This window comes from Dyella sp. AD56, assembly GCF_002878475.1.
Classification (GTDB): Bacteria; Pseudomonadota; Gammaproteobacteria; order Xanthomonadales; family Rhodanobacteraceae; genus Dyella.
In genome coordinates this window covers 1-18,045 of sequence record NZ_NRDP01000005.1, presented here as the reverse complement: position 1 = coordinate 18,045, position 18,045 = coordinate 1, and the positions used below count along the sequence as shown (strand labels likewise).

The 18,045-nt window shown below is 61.9% G+C and carries 13 protein-coding genes and 2 pseudogenes; 8 read left to right on the top strand and 7 right to left on the bottom strand.

Annotated elements, in window-relative coordinates; genetic code table 11:
* Positions 1-118: 118 nt before the first annotated feature.
* Complete coding sequence (locus DyAD56_RS04545; protein ID WP_102301566.1) at positions 119-817, bottom strand: glutathione binding-like protein; 699 nt, start codon at positions 815-817, stop codon at positions 119-121.
* 147 nt (positions 818-964) lie between these two features.
* On the opposite strand from DyAD56_RS04545, the gene DyAD56_RS04540 reads away from it, so the two are divergent.
* The gene (locus DyAD56_RS04540) at positions 965-1,396 is read left to right on the top strand and encodes a hypothetical protein (RefSeq protein ID WP_102301565.1); all 432 of its coding nucleotides are present in this window, start codon (positions 965-967) and stop codon (positions 1,394-1,396) included.
* A 105-nt stretch (positions 1,397-1,501) separates the two neighbouring features.
* The gene (gene rbsK / locus DyAD56_RS04535; protein ID WP_102301564.1) at positions 1,502-2,383 is read left to right on the top strand and encodes a ribokinase; all 882 of its coding nucleotides are present in this window, start codon (positions 1,502-1,504) and stop codon (positions 2,381-2,383) included.
* A gap of 67 nt (positions 2,384-2,450) precedes the next feature.
* Here the strand turns inward: rbsK and DyAD56_RS24470 are convergent, their stop codons facing one another.
* The 6 genes and pseudogenes from DyAD56_RS24470 to rpmH form a co-directional block, all read right to left on the bottom strand.
* A complete protein-coding gene (locus DyAD56_RS24470; RefSeq protein ID WP_102301563.1) occupies positions 2,451-5,018 on the bottom strand; it encodes a DNA translocase FtsK 4TM domain-containing protein in 2,568 nt (855 codons plus the stop codon).
* Positions 5,019-5,204: 186 nt separating this feature from the next.
* On the bottom strand, positions 5,205-5,552 hold the full coding sequence (locus DyAD56_RS04525; RefSeq protein WP_102301562.1) for a DUF805 domain-containing protein: 348 nt from the start codon (positions 5,550-5,552) through the stop codon (positions 5,205-5,207).
* Between the two features lie 138 nt (positions 5,553-5,690).
* A pseudogene (gene mnmE / locus DyAD56_RS04520) lies at positions 5,691-7,030 on the bottom strand (tRNA uridine-5-carboxymethylaminomethyl(34) synthesis GTPase MnmE).
* A gap of 103 nt (positions 7,031-7,133) precedes the next feature.
* Positions 7,134-8,825: a membrane protein insertase YidC gene (gene yidC, locus DyAD56_RS04515; protein WP_102301561.1), complete on the bottom strand. Its 1,692-nt coding sequence runs from the start codon at positions 8,823-8,825 to the stop codon at positions 7,134-7,136.
* 57 nt (positions 8,826-8,882) lie between these two features.
* Positions 8,883-9,281 (bottom strand): ribonuclease P protein component, encoded by a 399-nt coding sequence (gene rnpA / locus DyAD56_RS04510; protein ID WP_102301560.1) that lies wholly within the window; start codon positions 9,279-9,281, stop codon positions 8,883-8,885.
* A 13-nt stretch (positions 9,282-9,294) separates the two neighbouring features.
* Positions 9,295-9,432, bottom strand: a complete 138-nt coding sequence (gene rpmH / locus DyAD56_RS04505) for a 50S ribosomal protein L34 (RefSeq protein ID WP_019464789.1) — start codon at positions 9,430-9,432, stop codon at positions 9,295-9,297.
* Positions 9,433-9,643: 211 nt separating this feature from the next.
* On the opposite strand from rpmH, the gene dnaA reads away from it, so the two are divergent.
* The 6 genes and pseudogenes from dnaA to DyAD56_RS24490 form a co-directional block, all read left to right on the top strand.
* Positions 9,644-10,999 carry a chromosomal replication initiator protein DnaA gene (gene dnaA, locus DyAD56_RS04500; protein ID WP_102301559.1) on the top strand — a complete coding sequence of 452 codons (1,356 nt, stop codon included), beginning with the start codon at positions 9,644-9,646 and terminating at the stop codon, positions 10,997-10,999.
* A gap of 249 nt (positions 11,000-11,248) precedes the next feature.
* Complete coding sequence (gene dnaN, locus DyAD56_RS04495; protein WP_102301558.1) at positions 11,249-12,349, top strand: DNA polymerase III subunit beta; 1,101 nt, start codon at positions 11,249-11,251, stop codon at positions 12,347-12,349.
* 96 nt (positions 12,350-12,445) lie between these two features.
* Positions 12,446-13,525 carry a DNA replication/repair protein RecF gene (gene recF, locus DyAD56_RS04490; RefSeq protein WP_102301557.1) on the top strand — a complete coding sequence of 360 codons (1,080 nt, stop codon included), beginning with the start codon at positions 12,446-12,448 and terminating at the stop codon, positions 13,523-13,525.
* Between the two features lie 77 nt (positions 13,526-13,602).
* Positions 13,603-16,020 (top strand): DNA topoisomerase (ATP-hydrolyzing) subunit B, encoded by a 2,418-nt coding sequence (gyrB, locus tag DyAD56_RS04485; protein ID WP_102301556.1) that lies wholly within the window; start codon positions 13,603-13,605, stop codon positions 16,018-16,020.
* Between the two features lie 311 nt (positions 16,021-16,331).
* A complete protein-coding gene (locus DyAD56_RS04480) occupies positions 16,332-17,621 on the top strand; it encodes a tetratricopeptide repeat protein (RefSeq protein ID WP_199178884.1) in 1,290 nt (429 codons plus the stop codon).
* Positions 17,622-17,818: 197 nt separating this feature from the next.
* Positions 17,819-18,045, top strand: a pseudogene (locus DyAD56_RS24490) (energy transducer TonB); the annotation flags it as partial.

Below are 18,045 nucleotides of genomic sequence, written 5' to 3'. Positions count from 1 at the left end.
TTCCTTGGGCAACGCGTCGTACGTAAGAACAAGCGGCGATTAGAACGCGTTGCGCGCGTGGAAGCCAGTGATTTGCCGTAAAAAGCGGTGCATTTCGCGCTGAATGCACCGCGTGAAGTCAGTTTTTCGCACCCTGTCCGAACAGGACCTTGCGCGCATCCTCGTCCGTGGTCAGGTCAAACTTGCCCTTGATCTCGTCACCAATAGCGTAGGCGCGCTTGGTCGCGGGACGCTCGCGAATGGCCTCGAACCAGGCCTTCAGGTGCGGGAAATCCTCCAGCACCATGCCTTGGTTTTCGTAGGGCACGATCCACGGATACGCGGCCATATCGGCAATGGTGTAGTCCTTGCCCACGATGAAGGCGCGGCCGTGCAAACGCTTGTCCAGCACGCCATAAAGGCGCCGGGTCTCGTTGACGTAACGGTCGATCGCGTAGGGGATTTTCTCCGGCGCATAGCGGTTGAAGTGGTGGTTCTGACCCAGCATCGGGCCTAAACCACCCACCTGCCAGTACAGCCATTCCAGCACCGTGTATTTGCCGCGCACATCGGTAGGCATGAAGCGGCCCGTTTTCTCGGCGAGGTACTGCAAGATCGCGCCCGACTCGAACACGCTGATCGGCTCACCGCCGCCCATCGGCGAGTTATCCACCATCGCAGGCATGCGGTTGTTTGGGGAAATGGCCAGGAACGCGGGCTGGAACTGCTCGCCCTTGCCGATGTTCACCGGTTTAATGGTGTAAGGAATGCCCGTTTCTTCGAGGAGCAGCGTGATCTTGTGCCCATTGGGCGTGGGCCAGTAATGCAGTTCGATCATGGCGGCTCCTAGGAGTAAACGATTCGGGGCGGACGTTTTGTTGATGTTCGGGGCGATAGGGTGGGAATCAACCCGAACCCGCCGCAGCCATCGTCAACCACCGCAGCGCCACCGCGTTCCCGGCAGGACATCCACAGGAGAGCCTCCATGAATCGCCTTCCCGCATTCGCCGCTTTTGCATTGGTCGCCGCCCTGTCAGGCCAGGCCTTTGCCCAGCAGGCCGCCCCGTCGACCGCGCCGGCCGGCAATCAGCACATGCACAAGTTCGACGCGCAGTCGCAGTTGCAGCACCTGACCAAACAGCTCCAGCTCACGCCGGATCAGCAGGCCAAGATCGGCCCGCTGCTGCAGCAGCGCGACCAGCAACTGCAGGCAATGCAGGGTGACGCCAGCCTGAAACCGGCTGACCGTCGCGCCAAGGCACAGTCGATCATGCAGGACACGCAGAGCCAGATCGGCGGCGTGCTGACGCAGGAACAGAGCGACAAGTGGAAAGCCATGCGCGAACAAGCCATGGAGCGCGCGCAGGAAAAGCGTGGGCAGAAGGTGCCTGCGGCGGCGAGCAGCAGCGGCGGTTGAGCGAAGCGATCACGGCGCTGATCCTTTGAACCCCGCGAGATATCTTGCGGGGTCGCCATCCCGTATCCTCGCTCATCCCCGCATTGAGGCTCGGATGGAGTAGGTATGGCACGCGTCGTCGTGGTCGGCAGTATCAACATGGACCTGGTGACGCTGGCACCGCGCTTCGCCGCACCCGGCGAAACCATCCTCGGCGAGCGTTTCCTCACCGTGCATGGCGGCAAAGGTGCCAACCAGGCTGTGGCCGCCGCGCGTCTCGGCGCGGACGTCGCCCTGGTTGGTGCGGTAGGCGACGATGCGTTCGGCGCGCAACTGCATGACGGCCTGGCTCGCGAAGGCGTGTCGCTGGAGCATGTCGTCCGCATCGCCGACTGCGGCAGCGGCACCGCCTCCATCACCGTCGCCGAAGGCGACAACCACATCATCATCGTCCCCGCCGCCAATGCGCGCGTAACACCCGCACAGATCGAACACGCGCAATCCACGCTGGCCAGCGCAGACGCGATCCTGGTGCAAATGGAGATCCCGCTGGAATCCGTCGAAGCCACGCTTCGCCTCGGCCAGCGCCTGGGCAAGCCGGTGATCCTCAACCCCGCACCCGCGCAGAAGCTGCCGGTGGAATGGCTGAAACTCGCGCGCTACCTCACGCCCAACCAGCACGAACTCGCCATCCTGCTGGGTGCCGACGGCGACGAGGATTTCCGCTCGCTGATGCAACGCGCACCCGCGCCCGTGGTGCTCACGCGCGGCAGTGATGGGGCGTGGTTCCGCGATGGCGGCGAACCTACCCACCAACCCGGCTTCAAGGTGGACGTGATCGACACCACCGGCGCCGGCGACACATTCAACGCGGCGCTTGCGGTGTTCCTGCACGAAGGCTTACCCGAAGCCGTGCGCAAGGCTTGCGCCGCCGCTGCACTTTCGGTCACACGCCTTGGCGCGCAGGGAGGTATGCCGACACGTGCCGAACTCGACGCGTTGCTTTAAGCAGCGCGCATCCTCTACCCAGTGGTAGGAGCGCACGTGTACGCATCACGACGACTGCACGTGGCAATCAGTCCGACGGCCCCGGCGCCAGCACTTCGCGCTGACCGTTGATACCCATAGACGACACTAATCCCGCGGCCTCCATCGCTTCCACCAAACGCGCGGCGCGGTTGTAGCCGATGCGGAACTGGCGTTGCACGAAGGAAATGGAGGCGCGACGCGAGCGCAGCACGAAGGCGGCGGCTTCGTCATAGAGCGGATCGAGTTCGGGATCGACGCCGTCCTCGGTGAACAGTTCACCTGATCCTTCGCTGGGTGGTCCTGCGAGAATCTCGTCCTTGTAATCGGGTTCGCCGTAAAGCTTTAGGTGCGCGACGATGCGATGCACTTCTTCGTCAGCAACAAAAGCGCCGTGGATACGTTGTGGATAACCCGTACCTGGCGGAAGGAACAACATGTCACCCTGGCCAAGCAGGCTTTCTGCACCCATCTGATCAAGGATGGTGCGTGAGTCGATCTTTGAGGACACCTGGAAGGCGACGCGCGTGGGGATGTTCGCCTTGATGAGGCCGGTGATCACATCCACCGATGGGCGCTGTGTGGCGAGAATGAGATGGATGCCTGAGGCGCGTGCCTTCTGTGCAAGGCGCGCGATGAGTTCTTCGATCTTCTTGCCGGCAACCATCATCAGGTCGGCCAACTCGTCGATCACCACCACGATCATCGGCAGCGTGTCGAGTAGTTCCGGCACTTCCGGATGTGCGGGAAACGGATTCATCAATGGACGTCCAGACGCCCGCGCCTCCCGCACCTTCTGGTTGAAGCCGGCAAGGTTGCGCACGCGCAGGTCGGACATCAGGCGATAGCGATTCTCCATTTCAGCCACGCACCAAGCCAGCGCGTTGGCGGCAAGCTTCATGTCGGTGACCACGGGCGCGAGCAGATGCGGAATGCCCTCGTAGACCGAGAGTTCGAGCATCTTGGGGTCGATCATGATCATGCGCACGTCGTCAGGCGTGGCTTTGTAGAGCATCGACAAGATCATCGCGTTCACCGCGACCGATTTGCCCGAACCTGTAGTGCCGGCCACGAGCATATGCGGTGCCTTGGCCAGGTCGGCCACCAGCGGTTCACCGGTGATGCCCTTGCCCATCGCGAGCGTGAGTAGCGAATCCGCATCGCGGTAGGCGGGTGAGTCGAGGATTTCGGACAACGCAATCATCTGGCGCTGTTCGTTGGGCAACTCCAGGCCCATGCAGGTCTTGCCAGGGATGGTTTCGACCACGCGAATGGACGTCCGTCCAAGACCACGCGCGAGATCCTTCATCAGCGCAACGATCTGGTTGCCGCGCACGCCCACGGCGGGCTCGACCTCGAAGCGGGTGATCACCGGGCCGGCCGATGCACCGACGACGGTGACCGGGACCTTGAACTCGCGCAGGCGTTGTTCGATCAGCTCGCCGGTTTCGGCGAGCTGCAAGTCATCGATGGCTGCGAAATCCTGGCGCGGAGCGGCCAGTAGGGAGAGCGGAGGCAGCATGGCCGTCGAACGTTGGCGCGCGGGAGCCGATGGTTGCGGCGAGACGACGCTGGTCGGTGTGCCGACGGCCGCGTCGTCATTGGCTGCCCAACGGCGGCCCGGCGCCACGGGCGTAACCGCCAGTGGCGCGCGCGCCGCGGGAAGATCCATGTCGAAGGACTCGTCCTGCAGCTCGTCCGCCGTTTCCGGCTCGAACGGCGCCGGGACTTGAGCATCGATGGATACTGGCGAAGCCTCGACGTTCGGCAACGATTCCACCGGAACCGGGGCCATCATCGGGGCCGCGACGTGGAGAGATGCTTCCACCGCCGCCGTGGCAGCAACGGCAGGGAGCGCGCTTGCTTTCGCGATCACCTGGCTCGCGGCCGTCGCTGGAGCGGGGCGGGTCAGTGGCACTTTCGCTGCCAGCGGGGCTGCACGTCCATGCCTTGGTGTGAGCCAGGGTTCGCGAATCACTTTCTCTTGCTGCGCGGCATAGCGAACGCGCGAGACCGGCGCCCGCGATGACAACTCCGAAGGTTCCATAGCTGGCGCGGGCTTTGGTGCGGCGGCAGATACGGGGGCAGCCTGGGTTCGACGTGTAGCGGCAGGTGCCGCCCGGCGCGCGCGCGCGCCGCCGCGTTCGGGGCGTCGCACCGCGCCGCCGGAACGACGGACGGTAAACGTCTTGCCCCGTCTAGATGCGATCATCTCAAGCACGCGCTGCAGCTGCGCAGCGATGACATCGATGCCCGCGGAAACACGCTTGAACATCGCCAGCCATGTCACGCCGAGATACCACGGCAGGGCCATGGCGATCACCGCCAGCATGGCCAGCGCGCTCAACCACCCTCCAAGCAGCCCGCCGACAGCATGCGACAAGGCACGGCAGATCGCGCCGCCAGCATCAGCAGCATCGGTGTACTGATCGATCAGCAGGCCTTCGAGCGTTGCGCTCGCTAACAGCACCAACAGTGCGCCAAGCCAGAAACGGATCGTCCCTTCACCACCACCTGACAACGTGCGCCGCTTCAGCAGACTTCTGCCGACACGCCAGATCAGGGGAACAAGCCAGAGGGTGGACAGCCCGAAGGCGCCGAATAAGAAATGGAGCATGCCTGGGACGCCGAGTCGCTCGCTTGCAAACTCAGCATGTTAGCGCCAATGCATAAGGCCCGTCAGCAGATTGCTCGGTAACGGGCTGTTATTGCTGGCCTATTGCGGCGACCAGATGTCATCGTGGAGCATCAACTTCGATAGGCCAAAAAGAAAGCCGGCCTTTCGGCCGGCTCTCTTGGATCGTTACGCGCCCTTCGGATTGGCGCCGTACTCGTTGGTGCCTGGCTGACTGTCCTGCGCGAGCAGGTAGATCAGATACAGGCTGACGATCGGGATCAGGGAAATCAGTACGAACCAGCCCGACTTGCCGATATCGTGCAAGCGACGGACGGTGACGGCCAGCGACGGCAGCAGCGTGCCCAGTGCATAGATCGCGTAGAGGATGCCGAAGATGCTGCTGACCTTGGTGAGGATCACCAGCACAACCAGCGCAATGCAGTTAAACAGCGTGTACATCCAGTATTCCTGGCGACGCGCGCGACCGTTGAAATCAGCGTAATGCTGCTTAAGAACCTTCAGATACCATTCCATGGAACTGCCTCTTTGTTGGGGCTCAAGACCTGGCGCAGGCCAAACAAGACCTTACGCACTGGCGCCCGATGATGCCAGAGGGAATAAGACTTCTCTATAAGGGAAATCTGACAAATGTGAGAACGACGACGACAGTCCCTATTTGCCAATGCAGAAGGAGCTGAAAATGGCCCCCAACAGGTCGTCGCTGGTGTAGGTGCCGGTGATTTCGCCTAGCGCATGCTGGGCTTGGCGCAGCTCTTCGGCGGCAAGCTCGCCGGCCCGGGTGGTCCGCAGTACCGAATCCGCGTGGCCCAGGTGCCCGGCGACCTGTTCCAGCGCCAGCACGTGACGGCGACGCGCACTGAACGCGCCTTCGCCACCGCCTGATCCAGCGAGTTGCTTGAGGTGATCGCGTAAGGTGTCCAGGCCGATCCCGGTTTTGCGGACGCCCACACCCAGATCGCATCGGTGCGTATCTCGTATCGGGCGGGGTGGTCGTCCAAATCGATCTTGTTCACCAGCACGATGCGCTCCACGCTGGCCGGAAGATCGGCGAGCAGGGCGAGGTCATGCCCGACATGCGGGGCGTCGGTGACTAGCAGCGCGACATCTGCACGCGCGAGCTCGCCGTGAGCGCGACGCACACCTTCGCGCTCGACCGGGTCATCCGTTTCGCGTAAGCCTGCCGTATCAGCCAGTTCTAGCGCGATGCCGTCGAGGTTCAACTGCTCGCGCAGTACGTCGCGCGTGGTGCCAGCGATGTCAGTCACGATGGCGCGGTCGCTGCCGGCAAGCGCGTTCAGCAAACTGGACTTGCCCGCGTTTGGACGTCCGATGATGGCAACCCGCAGACCGTCGTTGAGGCGCACGCCGCGTTGAGCCTCAGATAGAAGCTCATCCAGCTGCGCACGCAAGGCGTGCAGCTGCCGCATGATGGCGGGATCGGCGAGGAAATCGATTTCCTCCTCGGGAAAGTCGATCGCCGCTTCCACGTGCACGCGCAGCGCGATCAAGGCCGCCAGAAGATCGTGCACCTTGCGCGAGAACACGCCTTCCATCGATTGCAGCGCTGCACGCGCCCCTGCCTGCGAACGCGCGGCGATGAGATCGGCCACGGCTTCTGCCTGGGCGAGATCGAGTTTGCCGTTGAGAAAGGCACGCTCGGTGAACTCGCCGGGACGCGCCAATCGCGCGCCCATCGCACATACGCGCCGCAGCAACGTATCGAGCAGCACCGGGCTGCCGTGGCCCTGCAGTTCGAGCACGTGCTCACCGGTGTAGGAGGCGGGCGCGGGGAAGTAGAGCAGCAGTCCGCGGTCGATCAGTTCACCATTGCGCTCACGAAAAGCGGCGAAGTGCGCGTGGCGCGGATCGGGATCGCGCCCCAGCAGCTCGGCGGCTATCTGCGGTACGGCCGGACCCGACACGCGGAGCACGCCAACACCGGCGGCGCCCGAAGCACTGGCAATGGCGGCAATGGTGTCGGCGTAGGGCATGAGCGAATTATGCGGGCTGGTTGTGAGGGTGGGCGAGGCGTTTTGTCGAGCCAACAAAGAAAAAGGCCGCTTTCGCGGCCCTTTTCCCTAAAGCGGTAAACAATCAGGCTTCCTTCGCCTTCTCGTCCGCGCGCTCAACGCTGCGCGTGATCAGCCACTGCTGCGTCAAGCTGGTGAGTCCGTTGATGACCCAGTACAGCACCAGACCTGCCGGGAAGAACAGGAACATGAAGCCGAACACCACCGGCATCACCTTCATCATCTTCTGCTGAGCCGGGTCCATGCCCGCTGCAGAGGGCGACAGCCACTGCGTGGCCAGCATGACCAGGATATAAAGCACCGGCAGCACGAAGAACGGATCGGGCGCGGACAAGTCGTGCACCCAACCGAAGAACGGCGCATGGCGCAGCTCCACGCTTTCCATCAGCACGCGATACAGGCCGAAGAACACCGGCATGGTGATCAGCACCGGCAGGCAGCCCGACATCGGGTTGACCTTCTCCTTCTTGTACAGCTCCATCATGGCCTGCTGCATCTTCATCTTGTCGTCGCCGTAACGCTCCTTGAGGGCGTTTACGCGCGGCTGCAGCTTGCGCATCTTGGCGCCGGACCGGAACTGCGTAGCGGTGAGCTTCCACAGCGCAGCCTTCAGCAGCAGAACCAACAGGATGATGGCCACGCCCCAGTTGCCGCTAATGGAGTGGAGCTTCGACAACAACCAGTGCAAGGGCTGCGCGACCACGGTGAGCATGCCGTAGTTGGTGGTCAGGTCGAGACCCGGGGCCACCAGATCCAGCGTGCCCTGCAACTTGGGACCGACATACAGGCGCGAGGTGCTGCTCAGGCTCTGGCCGGGCGCGACGCTGAGTGCTGGGCCGACTGCGCGGATCAGGTACACCGGCTGCGCGGTGTCCGGATTGATCACGCTGGTGCTGTAAGTGTTGGCGTCCTGCGCCAAAGGGATCCACGACACAAAGAAGTAGTGCTGCAACATCGCCGCCCAGCCGCCAGTGATGGCGTGGTTGAGTGGCTTCTTCGCAAAATCGGCGAAGGGCAGCGTCGACATCTTGTCTTCCGGGCTGTACCAGGCAGCGCCATAGAAGCTGTGCGAGGACGGATCGCTGAAGTTCTGCCACCAGCTCTTCTGCTGCGCCGGGGCCACGCGCTGCAATTGCTCGTACGCATTGCCGGCCCACACGGTGCTGCCGCCGTTGTCGATCTTCTGGTCGACGGCGACGGTATAGCTGCCGCGCTTGAGTGCGAAGGTCTTGGTGACCTTGAGGCCCGCCGCATCCTGCCAGGTCAGATCGACCTTCAATTCGTCCTGGCCCTGGGCCAAGGTGTAGCTCGTCTGCGCGACAGAGAATACGGCGCGGTGATCGGGTGCATCGCCCTGATTGCTCACCAGGCCGCTCTGCGCCACGAAGTACTGCGCGCGGTCGTCATCGAGCAAGCGCACCGGTGCGGGCTCGGGGTTCTGCTTGGTGACTGGCGCCACCGGGTAGTGAAGCAGTTCCGAACGCACCACGCTGCCGCCGCGCGTATCGATGGTCAGGCGAAGCACATCGGTGCTCACCGTGATCAGCTGGGCGGATGCCTCGCTGACCGTGCCCGGTACGGCAGCGGCGGAGGCCGTCGACGAAGTGGCGCCAGGCACGCTGGTGTCGGTGCCGGCCGTCGCCGCAGCGACGGGGGCAACCGGCGGTTGCGGGCCGTAATCCTTCTCCCAGGCCTGGAACAGCAACCAAGCCACAGCCAGCAGGGCAAAGATGAGGAACGTGCGCGTTTGATTCATCGCGGAGCAGATCCGGTGCATCCCGCGACGCCGTGCCGCGGAAGAGGGTGGAGAAGGTCAACGCACGATTGTGCCGGTCGGGTCGCCCGGCTTCAACGTGATCTCGACTTTGGCGGAACGCAATTTCTTCCACAGCTGCTGTAGTTCGGCGAGCAGCTCCGGGCCCGGCAGGCCGCAGGCCTGCTCGCGCGCCATCACCATGAGGTCGACGGACGGAAGCTCAAGACGGGCGCGTCGAAACGACTCGCGTACGAGGCGCTTGATGCGGTTGCGATCGACGGCTCGCTTGGAGACGCGCTTGGAGATGGCCAGACCCAGGCGAGGATGGCCCAGGTCGTTGACCCGATAGCGCACAGAAAAACAGCGGCCGCCGAGGCGGCCGCTGGTATGACGCAGAGCTGCAAAATCACCGGCGCTTCGCAACCGCGCTTCACGCGGCAGGCCGGCGGCACGCATGCTGGCGAGCCGCTTACGGGATCAGACGCTTGCGACCCTTGGCGCGACGCGCGTTCAGGATCTTGCGGCCATCGGCCGTGGCCATACGAGCACGGAAGCCGTGGGTGCGGGCACGCTTGAGCTTGCTGGGCTGGAAGGTCCGCTTGGACATGGCTTCCTCCGAATAAGTTGATAAAAAGGTTGGAAATTATGGGGGGCAATAAAGCGCCCTGTCAAATGGGATGTTTTCAGGGTTGACAAAAACCTGTTGACTGCCTGTGGATATCCGTGTGGATATCCGTACCAACAAGCTGGCTTCCTGCTGTTAGACTTTCCGGTCCACCCCGCGCGAAAGCGCTCCTTCCAGTGGTTGAAGACTTCCCATGAGTGACCTGTGGCGGCGCTGTCTCGAGCGTCTCGAGGGCGAATTGAACGCCGAAGACCTGCATACGTGGCTGATGCCCCTGCAGGCGCGCGACGACACCCATGGCCTGAAGCTGTACGCACCCAATCCGTACACGCTGGAGACGGTGCGCGAGCGCTATCTGGCCCGCATCGAAACGGTGATCAGCCAGCTCACAGGCCATGACCTGACTGTGCGCCTGGAAGTGGGCTCCAGTTCGCCCCGCGCTACAGCAACCGGCAAGCCCCCTACGGGGCCCGCCCAGGCTCCGGTCAAAGCGGAGCCCGCCGTAGCGGAGGTGCCCTCAGCCACCTTTAACCACAACCTGGACCCGCACTACACCTTCGAAACCTTCGTTGAGGGCAAGTCGAACCAGTTGGGCAAGGCTGCCGCCATGCAGGTAGCGATGAATCCGGGCCGCGCCTATAACCCGTTGCTGCTTTACGGCGGCACCGGCCTGGGTAAAACCCACTTGATGCACGCTGCCGGCAACCTGATGCGTGAGCGCAACCCGGAGTTCAAAGTGCTGTATCTGCGCTCCGAGCAGTTTGTCGGCTCAATGATCGAGGCACTGCGCACCAAGAGCATGGACGAGTTCAAGCGCCGCTTCCGCTCGGTGGACGCACTGCTGATCGACGATATCCAGTTCTTCGCTGGTAAGGACACCACGCAGGAAGAGTTCTTCCACACGTTCAACGCGCTGTTCGAGTCCAAGCAGCAGATCATCCTGACCTGCGATCGCTATCCGAAGGAAGTGGACAAGCTGGAGCCACGCCTGAAGTCCCGCCTGGGTTGGGGTCTGTCGGTAGCGATCGAGCCGCCGGACTTCGAGACGCGCGCTGCGATCCTGTTGTCCAAGGCGCATGACAAGGGCGTGGCGGTAGGGGAGAACGTGGCGATGCTGCTGGCCAAGCGCATCCGTTCCAACGTGCGTGACCTGGAAGGCGCGCTCAACACTCTGGCGGCCCGAGCCAACTTCTACGGCAAACCGATCACCATCGATTTTGCAGAAGAGACTCTGCGCGACCTGCTCGCCACGCATGCGCAGGCAGTCACGGTGCCCAATATTCAGAAGACAGTGGCCGACTACTACCAAGTCCGCCTGCAGGACCTGTTGTCCAAGCGACGCGTGCGCTCGTTGGCGCGCCCCCGACAGATCGCTATGGCACTGTCCAAAGAACTTACCGAGCACAGCCTGCCTGAGATCGGCGAAGCGTTCGGCGGCCGTGACCATACAACGGTGCTGCACGCCTGCCGCACGATCAAGAAGCATTGCGAGACGGACACACGTATGCGCCAGGATTGGGAACAGCTCATTCGCATCCTGACCGGCTAAAGGCGGTGCGGCTGTGCACGGATTGCTTGAAAAGTACTGTGGCAACCTGTGGATAATAGGTGGACGATTTGGACCTCCAAGTTATCCACAATCGACCCACAGTGATCAGGCTCTTTGGAACACAGCCCGATAATCAGCTTAAGCATTGATTTATAAGGGTAATTTCTGATTTTAGAGTTATCCACGCCGCCTACCACTACTACAGAACTTCTTTTAAAAACAGAAAAGCAGGATTGGGGAAGCGCATATATGCAATTCAGCATTCAACGAGAAGCTCTACTCAAACCGTTGCAACAGGTCGTCGGTGTCGTCGAACGCCGTCAGACCCTGCCGGTTCTAGCCAACCTGCTGGTGAAGGTCGCCGACGACAAAGTGTCGTTGACGGGTACAGATCTGGAAGTGGAGATGATCGCTACGACCTCGGCTGACAAGCTGGTCGACGGCGAGATCACCATTCCAGCGCGCAAGCTGTTCGACATCGTTCGTGCACTCCCCGATGGAGCGCAGATTGAGCTGAAGCTCAATGGCGATCGCGTAGCCATGAACGCGGGACGAAGCCGCTTCACGTTGGCAACGCTGCCGGCCACTGAGTTCCCGACAATCGATGAGATAGAGCTGGTTGAGCGGGTTACGCTGCCGGAAGAAGTGCTGCGCGATCTCATGGAACGCACCGCGTTCGCCATGGCCAACCAGGACGTGCGCTATTACCTCAACGGCATGCTGTTGGATCTGCAGGAGCACACGCTTCGTTGCGTAGCTACCGACGGTCATCGTCTGGCATTGAAGGAAACCAAGCTGGACAGCAAGGTTTCCACTCGCCGCCAGATCATCATTCCGCGCAAGGGCGTGAATGAATTGATCGGTCTGTTCGAAACAGGCGATGGGGAGATCGAACTGGAGTTCGGCCGCAATCACCTGCGTGTTCGTCGCGGTGATGTGACCTTTACCTCAAAGCTGATCGATGGTCGTTTTCCGGATTACGAAGCGGTGATTCCGCTTGGCGCCGACAAGCACGCGACGCTCGACCGCGAAGTGCTGCGAGGTGCGTTGCAGCGTGCGGCGATTCTTTCCAACGAGAAGTACCGCGGGGTGAAGCTGGAGCTGTCGCCAGGCAAGCTGCGGATCGTGGCGCACAACCCGGAGCAGGAAGAGGCCGTGGAAGAGGTCGAGGCCGATACGACCGTGTCGGATCTGGCTGTGGGCTTCAACGTGGGTTATTTGCTCGATGCCCTGGCGGCGCTGCGTGGTGAGAAAGCTCGCCTAAACCTGCGTGATGCCCAGTCGAGCTGCCTAGTGCAGGAAGACGACAGCGATCAGGCGCGCCACGTGATCATGCCGTTGCGCCTCTGATGTTGATTTCCCGTTTGCCCCAACGGGGCAAGCCGAACGCGAACGCCGGAGCCGTCGAAAGACGCTCCGGCGTTCTTGCTTCGGGAACCCGCTGACATGCGGCTTGAAACACTGCGAATTCGTGGTCTGCGCTGTGTTACGGACGTCGTGATTCCCCTGGAACCCGGGGTGACCGTGTTCGCGGGAGCAAATGGCGCCGGAAAAACCAGTGTGCTCGAAGCGGCTTATCTGCTCTCGCATGCCCGATCGTTCCGATCGGGCGCGAAGGACGCTCTGCTCCAGCGCGGAGCCGAATCGCTGTCTATTTTTACCGAGCTTCGGCACGACGATGGGCGAACCCACCGTTTGGGGTTGGGGCGGCAGGGCGCTCGCTGGGAAGCCCGCATGGACGGGGAGGTCGTCAGCCTTAGCGAACTGGTAGGGGAGTGCGCAGTCGTTTGTTTCGAGCCGGGATCTCACGACTTGATCGCCGGTGGCGCAGAAGAACGGCGGCGCTACCTCGATTGGGGCGTGTTCCACGTGGAACACGAGTTCATGCTCGCCTGGAGGCGCTACCAGCGCGCCCTGAAGCAGCGCAATTCACTGCTTCGAGCGAGTTCTCCGGTCTCAGAAGCCCTGTTCCTGCCCTGGGAGGCTGAGCTAGACGCCACCGCGACCGTGATCGATCGTCTTCGAGATCTGTATTTAGCCGCGCTTCGCCCCCATATCGAGAGGGCGATGAATGGACTACTGCCGGAGCTCGGTGGCGTCGAACTTAGATATCGTCGCGGTTGGGCGGACGACAGCGCTTTGGGTTCATTGCTGGCCAGTCACCGTGGCAGGGATTTGGCGCGAGGGCACACCACGCTGGGCTCCCATCGCGCCGATTGGTCTCTCGTTTTCGAACACGCACCCCAGCGGGAACACTTGTCCCGCGGTCAGGAGAAGTTGACCGCTTTAGGGTGCACGCTCGCGCAGGCGGCCCTGTACGCGGAACGGCGAGGTGAGTGGCCGGTGGTATGCCTGGACGACCTGGCATCGGAACTAGACAAGCTCCATCAGGCGGCCGTTGTGGAACAGTTGCTCTCAGTGGGTGCTCAGGTACTGATTACGGGAACAGAGGTTCCGGAAGCACTTCAAGGCAGCTCGGCGCGTGTGTTCCACGTGGAACAAGGGCATCTCAGCCCCCTGCTATAATCAACCAATTGTGTCCCCAGCCCGGCCTTACTTGGCGCCGCCCGGGCGGGATGAGGCGCCCAGGAATCGGTCACCGAATGAACGATACAACCTACGATTCGAGCAACATCAAGGTCCTGAAAGGTCTGGAAGCGGTGCGCAAGCGCCCCGGCATGTACATCGGCGACACCGATGACGGCACCGGCCTGCACCACATGGTGTTCGAAGTCGTCGATAACTCGATCGACGAAGCTCTCGCTGGTTATTGTGACCATGTGACCGTAACCATCCTGGACGATGGCTCGGTCAGCGTTAGCGACAACGGACGTGGCATTCCGGTCGACACACATCCGGAAGAAGGGCGTTCCACTGCAGAAGTGGTCATGACGGTGCTGCACGCAGGCGGCAAGTTCGACGCCAATTCGTACAAAGTGTCCGGCGGCCTGCATGGCGTGGGCGTGTCGGTGGTGAACGCGCTCAGCTCGCACCTGTGGCTGACCATCTACCGCGAGGGCAAGGAGTACCAGCAGGAGTACGCCCATGGCGAGCCCCAGTACCCGATCAAGCCGGTAGCCGACTCCAGTAAGCGCGGCACCACAGTGCGCTTCCTGCCCAGCACGGGCACGTTCACCAACGTGGAATTCCACTACGACATCCTGGCCAAGCGTCTGCGTGAGCTGGCGTTCCTCAACTCAGGCGTCACCATCGACCTGAAGGATGAGCGGGGCGAAGGTCGCCACGATACCTTTGCCTATGAGGGCGGCATCAAGTCGTTCGTGCAGCACCTCGCTCAGCTCAAGACCGCGCTGCATCCCAACGTGATTAGCCTCAGCGCCAACCAGGACGGGATCTCGGTGGAGCTGGCCATGCAGTGGACCGACTCCTACCAGGAGACGATGTTCTGCTTCACCAACAACATCCCTCAGCGCGATGGCGGTACCCACCTCACGGGCTTTCGCGCCGCGTTGACGCGCTCTCTGCAGGGCTACATCGAGAAGGAAGGCCTGGCCAAGAACGCCAAAGTAGCCCTCTCGGGCGACGATATGCGCGAAGGCCTGATCGCCGTACTGTCGGTGAAGGTGCCTGACCCGAAGTTTTCCTCGCAGACCAAGGACAAGCTCGTTTCCTCCGAGGTGAAGACCGCGGTGGAGCAGGCCGTCAACGAAAAGCTGGGCGAGTTCCTGCTGGAACACCCGAACGAAGCCAAAGCCATCGCGTCCAAGGTGGTCGATGCCGCGCGTGCTCGCGAGGCCGCCCGCAAGGCTCGCGAGATGACCCGCCGCAAGGGCGCGCTGGATATCGCCGGCCTGCCGGGCAAGCTGGCCGACTGTCAGGAAAAGGATCCGGCGCTGTGCGAACTGTTCCTGGTCGAGGGTGACTCCGCAGGCGGCTCGGCTAAGCAGGGCCGTAACCGCAAGACGCAGGCCGTACTTCCGTTGAAGGGCAAAATCCTCAACGTTGAAAAGGCCCGCTTCGACAAAATGCTGGCCTCTGCCGAAGTCGGCACGCTGATCACCGCGCTCGGCACGGGTATCGGCAAGGAGGAGTACAACCCGGACAAGCTGCGCTACCACCGCATCGTCATCATGACCGACGCGGACGTGGACGGCTCGCACATCCGCACGCTGCTGCTTACGTTCTTCTACCGCCAGATGCCAGAGCTGATCGAGCGTGGCCACATCTACATCGGCCTGCCGCCGCTCTACAAGATCAAGCAGGGCAAGAACGAGATGTACCTGAAGGACGACGCGGCACTCAACGGCTACCTCGTCTCCAGCGCCGTCGACGGCGCCGGGCTGGAGCCCACGGCTGATGCATTGGCGATCTCCGGCGAACCGCTGGAGAAGCTACTGCGCGATTACCAGCTCGCGCTAGACCAGATCGAACGCCTTGGTCATCGCTTCGATGCAACCGTGCTCACCGCATTGCTTGAACATGCACCGCTGGAACCGGCGCTGTGGAATGACAGCGTGGCCATGCTGGCTTGGTTGAAGGGCGTGGAATTGCGCTTGGCCGCGAGTGGTCTGGGCAAACCTCGTTACCGTATCGCGCTGCGCCCCGCGGAAGGCGAGCAGCCTGCCGCCATCGAGGTGGTGCGTGATCAGCACGGCCTGAGCCACACGTGGCTGTTGCCGCAGCCGTTCTTCGGCAGCGCCGAGTTCCGCCCAATCCTCCATGTGAGCCAGCAGCTGGCCGGCCTGGTGCAGGTGGACGCCGTGGTTCGCCGAGGCAACGGTTCGCGCGGCGTGCAAAGCTTCGCCGAAGCACGCCACTGGTTGTTGGAAGAGGGCAAGAAGGGCCGCATGATCCAGCGCTTCAAGGGTCTGGGCGAAATGAATCCGGAGCAGCTGTGGGAAACCACCGTGAACCCGGAAACTCGCCGTATGCTGCAGGTCGGCATCGAAGACGCTTTTGCCGCCGATCAGATGTTCTCCATGCTGATGGGCGAGGCCGTGGAGCCGCGTCGCGACTTCATCGAAGCCAATGCACTGAAGGTGGCAAACCTGGACATTTGAACTACTGGCCGTCGGCGATGCGGAGCCATTCGCATCGCCGACGGGCTTTCTTTTTGCGGCATGTACTAATGCATTAGTACATTATCTAAAGTTAGAAAAACTACCGCCGATAGCGTGTTTCCAGGCCAAAAAGTCACGGGTGACAGGGGGCTTGGACTTGAAAATCATGCCCAGTCGTCGGCGTATGTTTCAACTTATTGATTTTTAACAATCTTTGTTGCCGCGGTGCGACTTGTTATCTGCAGCCTAGTCAGGTTACGCTCAGCGATCCCCCGCGTTGTAACCGCGTGAAACTTACACTGAGGACTGCCATGAAGCGTGTTCCACTGATCAAGATGCTTGCCGGTACGGCGCTGGCCCTGGCCGTGGTGAGCACGCCGGTCATCGCGGGCGATAGCTCTTCCAAGGACAAGAAGGAAGTGCTGTACCCCAACGCCACGCGCAAGGAACCGAAGCTGGACCTCACCAGCGAGAAAGATCAGAAGGCGATCAACGACGGCCTCGACGCGGTCAACAACCAAGACAAAGACAAGGCGATCCAGATCCTTCAGCCGATCGTCGACGGCAGCAAGAGCAAGTACGCCCAGGCGCTGGCCCTGCAAGGCCTCGCCAACGTGCACTACAACGACGGCGACGTGAAGGGCGCCATCGATTTGCTCAAGCGCGCGCTCGACAACGGCACCATGCCGAACGACACCTTCTTCCAGCTCGAGTACATGCTCGCCCAGTTCTATCTGGCCGATGAGCAGTACCAGCTGTCCATCGACACCGTCGACAAGTGGCGTGCGGAAGGTAAGAAGGAAACCGCCGAGTCGTACGCGCTGCAGGGCAATGCCTACTACCGTCTCGAGAAGTACCCGGAAGCGATTGCCGCCATCAAGAAGGCGCAGTCGATGACCGACAAGCCGAACGACAGCTGGAACCAGATCCTGATGGCCAGCTACTCCGAAACGGGTCAGGGTGACCAGGCTGCCCAGGTGGCCCAGCAGCAGCTCGCTGCCAATCCCAATGATCCGAACGCGCTGACCAACGCCGTCGCCGTGCTCATGCAGGCCCAGAAGTATCCAGAAGCCATCTCGCTGATGGAGAAGGCCCGGGCCAACGGTCAGCTCAAGACCGAGAAGGATTACGTCAACCTCGCCAAGCTCTACCTGGTCTCCGGGCAGAACAGTGGTGACCAGAAGGAACCGGCGACCAAGGCCGCCGCTGTCCTTCAGGAAGGTCTGAGCAAGGGCATCGTCACTCAGACGGCCGAGAACTACCAACTGCTGGGCGCCGCCAACTACATGTCCGACAACACCTCGGGTGCGCTGGCCGCTTACCAGAAGGCTATCCCGATGGCGAAGGACGGCGAGGCGAACATCCGCGCTGGCCAGCTGCTCATCCAGGACAGCAAGTTCAGCGAGGCCAAGGGCCTCATCCAACAGGGCATCGACAAGGGCGTGCAGCACAAGGGCACTGCTTATATGTTGCTGGCCGAAGCGTGCCGTGGCCTGAAGGACAAGCCGGGCACGATCGCAGCCATGGAGAAGGCGGCACAGGACCCCGAAACCGAAGCAAAAGCAAAGGCTTGGCTGAAGGCGCAGGGTGCTAGCAAGTAAGGCAGACGTGTAACAACTGCGAGGCAGATAGACGTCCATTTGTCTTCCTCACAAGTGCTATACAAATGCCATGTGCTGTTGTACCGTTGAATCCTTTCCGTGCTCCCGTCTAGTGGCAAATGTCATCCCTATGGATCGATTTGCCACTGGAAATCGTGACCACGTCTCACCGATCAATTAGCTCCAGATAGTGACAGATGGCCTCAAGTAACGATGCAACCGGCCAAGGGCCGTTCAATTGGAGGCGTACCTGGGCGCTGGCCGTAGCCATAGCGCTTCATGCGTTCGCGTTCCTGTTGTTGGTGGCGCCTATGGCACCGCCAAAGCAGGTACAGAAAGAAAAAGAACGCACGGTCCAGGTGAACTTTATCGAGCCGCCGCCGCCGCCGCCGCCACCGCCGCCGCCGCCGCCGGAGCCGCCGAA

What these genes read in the sequence shown, in the direction of transcription:
- gyrB (WP_102301556.1), top strand. Translation starts at nt 13,603, where the DNA reads ATGAACGATACAACCTACGATTCGAGCAACATCAAGGTCCTGAAAGGT.
- rnpA (WP_102301560.1), bottom strand. Translation starts at nt 9,281, where the DNA reads ATGCGTGCCGCCGGCCTGCCGCGTGAAGCGCGGTTGCGAAGCGCCGGT.
- DyAD56_RS04540 (WP_102301565.1), top strand. Translation starts at nt 965, where the DNA reads ATGAATCGCCTTCCCGCATTCGCCGCTTTTGCATTGGTCGCCGCCCTG.
- dnaA (WP_102301559.1), top strand. Translation starts at nt 9,644, where the DNA reads ATGAGTGACCTGTGGCGGCGCTGTCTCGAGCGTCTCGAGGGCGAATTG.
- rpmH (WP_019464789.1), bottom strand. Translation starts at nt 9,432, where the DNA reads ATGTCCAAGCGGACCTTCCAGCCCAGCAAGCTCAAGCGTGCCCGCACC.
- dnaN (WP_102301558.1), top strand. Translation starts at nt 11,249, where the DNA reads ATGCAATTCAGCATTCAACGAGAAGCTCTACTCAAACCGTTGCAACAG.
- rbsK (WP_102301564.1), top strand. Translation starts at nt 1,502, where the DNA reads ATGGCACGCGTCGTCGTGGTCGGCAGTATCAACATGGACCTGGTGACG.
- DyAD56_RS04480 (WP_199178884.1), top strand. Translation starts at nt 16,332, where the DNA reads ATGAAGCGTGTTCCACTGATCAAGATGCTTGCCGGTACGGCGCTGGCC.
- DyAD56_RS04545 (WP_102301566.1), bottom strand. Translation starts at nt 817, where the DNA reads ATGATCGAACTGCATTACTGGCCCACGCCCAATGGGCACAAGATCACG.
- DyAD56_RS04525 (WP_102301562.1), bottom strand. Translation starts at nt 5,552, where the DNA reads ATGGAATGGTATCTGAAGGTTCTTAAGCAGCATTACGCTGATTTCAAC.
- yidC (WP_102301561.1), bottom strand. Translation starts at nt 8,825, where the DNA reads ATGAATCAAACGCGCACGTTCCTCATCTTTGCCCTGCTGGCTGTGGCT.
- DyAD56_RS24470 (WP_102301563.1), bottom strand. Translation starts at nt 5,018, where the DNA reads ATGCTCCATTTCTTATTCGGCGCCTTCGGGCTGTCCACCCTCTGGCTT.
- recF (WP_102301557.1), top strand. Translation starts at nt 12,446, where the DNA reads ATGCGGCTTGAAACACTGCGAATTCGTGGTCTGCGCTGTGTTACGGAC.